Annotated in this window: 2 protein-coding genes; both read right to left on the bottom strand. The window is 59.7% G+C overall.

From position 1 onward, the window contains the following. Entirely contained in the window at positions 1-2,214 is a 2,214-nt protein-coding gene (locus DW925_RS09850; RefSeq protein WP_117790912.1) for a hypothetical protein, read from the bottom strand. 12 nt (positions 2,215-2,226) lie between these two features. Next, a partial coding sequence (locus DW925_RS09845) for a C39 family peptidase (protein ID WP_369831941.1) occupies positions 2,227-3,694 on the bottom strand: 1,468 nt, incomplete at its 5' end.

Raw genomic sequence — 3,694 nt, 5'->3', positions numbered from 1 at the left:
CTATTTGCTCAATGTGTTCGGCTGAGATCGGAAATCAACCTTTGCCTTAGCAGATAGCCCGGGAAGCTGGATCAACGCATCATGGTCTTGAACGGGAGCGTCGGACGAACCCTTGGCAACCAACTTAATTTGAATTGCCTCGGCCTGCTTAGACAGTCCAACGGTGCCAGCCGCAGCTTCATTTTTAGCCCAACCAAGCCAACCATAGTCTGCAGCATGAATACGGTAGTAAATATCATATTTTGAAGCGTCGTTCCCGGTCAGCCTTAATTTAACCGCCTGAATTGCGAGGCCCTTGCCAACAGTGCCAGCATAGGAAGCACCCGAGACGTATGGCTGCCAGCCGATATTCGCAACATGTGCCGACACTTCGACGGAGGCATCGATGCCCTGAGTTGCAACATACAAAGCCTGCAGGGAGCGGGACTTGCCCGTCTGGCCAGCGGTTTCACCGTTGCCAACAGGAGCTAACCAGCCCGCAGAAGCAACGTGCGCCTGAGATACAAGACCGATTCCAGGCGTTTCGATAAATGCATTGGCAGAGGAGCCAGGTGAAGACTGACCCTTATTTACAAGTGCAACATCGATGCCGCACAAACCGGAAGAACCACCAGAAACGCCACATGCCTGACCATTTGACGCCCAGCCAGTCCAGCCATTACCGGAATCGCATACTCGATACCAAATGTCATAATTGGCAGCAAGTTGACCGCTCAACGACATTTTTATCGCTTTTATGGGTGCACCGGATACCGCCTTGGCAGCGCCACCATCCGATGAAGAAGCGCCCCAGCCTGAATACCCATCCATAACGGAATAAGAAATAGACCCGTTATCAGTTTGACCGGCAACGCTCAGGGCAATAGAGTTCAGCAGTTTAGCACCCTTGCCTCCGATCGTGGCCTTTTGACCAGAAGAGGAGCCAAGACTCTCCCCAGAAACGGCCGATCCGGAAACCGTAACTGCGTCTGGATCGCCAATAAAGACCTTAGCCGAGGAACCGGGCGCCGCTCCGCCTTTCTCCACGAGAACCACTTTGACCGCTTCGATAGCCCTGCCCTTACCGGCAGAACCAGCAGCAGCACCATTACAGGCCCAATCGAGCCAGCCTATGCCTGACACATGAGCGCAATACCAAATGTCATATTTATCGGCCGCCTCGCCGGTCAAGCGAATCTGGACGGCCTCGAGGCACTGAGACTTTCCAGTCGTGCCGCAGTGCCCCTTAGACCACTGCTGCCAGCCAACATTCGAGACATGACCACGAAGCTCAATAGAACCCGAGTGGCCATACCAGCCAAGCTGGGCTTCAAGAGCCTCCATGGGAAGGCCCCTACCAGTTGTCCCCGCAACAGATCCACTTCTAACGGGCGACATCCAGCCAATATTCGAGGTATGCGAGCGAACGGAAATCGAAGCGGGATCATCGCTACGGTTCTTAAAGGGAGAGGTAGTATCGCCCGGGGCGGGGTCGCCCTTGGGCAGGACCGCGACCTGGACGGCCTGGACGGCGCGGCCGTAGCCCGCCGAGCCGGCGTCGGCGCCGTCGCACGCCCAGCCGAGCCACCCGAACTCCGCGGAGTGGACGCGGTACCAGACGGTGTAGCGGGCGGACAGCTCGCCGGACAGCCTGACCCTCAGGGCCTCGACGGCCCGGGACTGGCCGGTCGTGCCGGCGGTGCCGCCGTTGCCGACGGCGGGCTGCCAGCCGACGTTCGAGACGTGGGCCTCGACGGATATGGCGTCGGCAATCTGTTCTTGAGACGCGGCTCCATCCACTTCAAGTGAGATTTTAAGCGCCTCGAGATTAAGGCCCCTACCCGTCGTTCCGGCAACCTTACCCGAACCAACCGGATCCATCCAGCCAATATTCTGCACATGGGCAGAAACACTTACGTTTTTGACAGTCAGCTGATTGCTTACGGCAGAATCGTCAGCAACGACCTCGCTTACATCTTCGGATGAACCCTGTTGCGTGTCTTGAGACTCGTTAACAACAGGGGACGCATTCGACTCTTGTCCTTCAGGGCCTGAACCATCATCAATAGCGTTCGAGTCTTCAGAATTCAAGTTAGTTGAGTCAGTAGATCCGTTAACTGAATAATCAGCATATGCAGCAGTCACGGCCCATGATTGACTCATGAGCAACACAGCAGCCATGAGAATAGAAACGGACACATCAAAGAGACGTCTCACGATTCCACCTTCCTTCATCAATTAACGAACCTACTTAAGGACAATCGCCTGTGCCCCTCGTTGCGAGTATAACGAAGCAATGCGCTGGGCGGAGTTAGAGACATAGCCAGCGAGTGAATCGGCAATGTAAACGGTGCCCAGGGAACGATTGAAACCCCTAAGAACGACGGTATGGGAATTGGTATAAGTTCGATAAACCCTTCCGCCATAGGCCTGAGTCGCATAGCAACTACCCAAGTTTTGCATGCCGATCGTCGACCAAATAATAACGGGATGCCCAGCTTCCAAATAGGAATAGAGGTCATAGAAGCCAGTGCCGGTGACGTCATACGCCCGCAAACTGCTTCCACGACTAATCAAAAAAGAATTAGCTGTGTTGGTCAGTCCAGGAGCGGATATGCAGTTTCCATTCGAAGCACTATGCGGATTACCCCAAAACGCCGTCACAAAATCCCAGCTGCTCCTAGGCATATACGCATCTGCAATGACGGTTTTGCCCAGCCCAAATCCGTAATAGTTGAGCGCATTAGTCAATGCAACGGACTCGCAACCAGTCGGAAGCTCAGGATTCTGAATTGTGCAGGGAACGTTGAGGACAACCGAATTCGGATGCAAGGGGCGATCCCTGTACGCGCCGTCCGTGGGGCCCGGTGCCGCCGAGCCCTTCGCGAGGATGCGGACCTGGAGCGCCTCGACGCGATAGCCGATGCCGGTCGTGCCGGCGCGGGCCCCGTCGCTCGCCCACCCGAGCCAGCCGTAGTCCTGCACGTAGGCACGGTACCACACGTCGTAATACTCGGAGAGGCCGCCGGTCAGGCGCATCTTGACGCACTCGACCGCCCTGCCCTGGCCGGTGGTACCGGCCACGGCGCCGCCCGAGACCTCGTCCTGCCAGCCGATGCCGGAGACGTGGGCGCTGTAGGACAGGCCGCCGGAGACCGGCGAGGAGACCTCGGCCGAGATCGCCTCTACGGCGCGGGCCTGGCCGGTTGTGCCGGCGGTGCCGCCGTTGCCGACGGCGGCCTGCCAGCCGACGCCAGAGACGTGGGCCCTGAGGCTGAGCGAGGGGACGGAGAGCTCGGCGGGGGCGCCCGACGAGGGGGCGTCGCCGCCCTTCTCGACGAGGACGACCTGGAGCGCCTCGGCCTGGACGCCGAGCCCCTCGGTACCAGCGGCCTCGCCGTCCTTGGCCCAGCCCAGCCAGCCGTAGCCCGCCGCGTGGACGCGGTACCAGACGTCGTAGGAATCGGAGACGGGGCCGGAGAGGGACACCCTCACGGCCTGGACGGCGCGGCCCTGCCCCACCGTGCCGGCGTAGGAGGGGGCGGAGGCGGCGTCCTGCCAGCCGACGCCGGCCACGTGGGCCGCGACAGAGACGGAGCTCCCCTCGCCCGCCCCCTCGAGGTAGGCGCGCACCGCCTGGAGCGCGAGGCCCCTGCCGGTCGTGCCGACGTCCTCGCCGCCGCCCACCGCCTGCAGCCAGCCGCGCTCCGCGACA

The organism is Collinsella sp. AM43-1, from assembly GCF_003467925.1.
Classification (GTDB): Bacteria; Actinomycetota; Coriobacteriia; order Coriobacteriales; family Coriobacteriaceae; genus Collinsella.
This window is presented reverse-complemented; position numbering and strand designations above follow the sequence as displayed.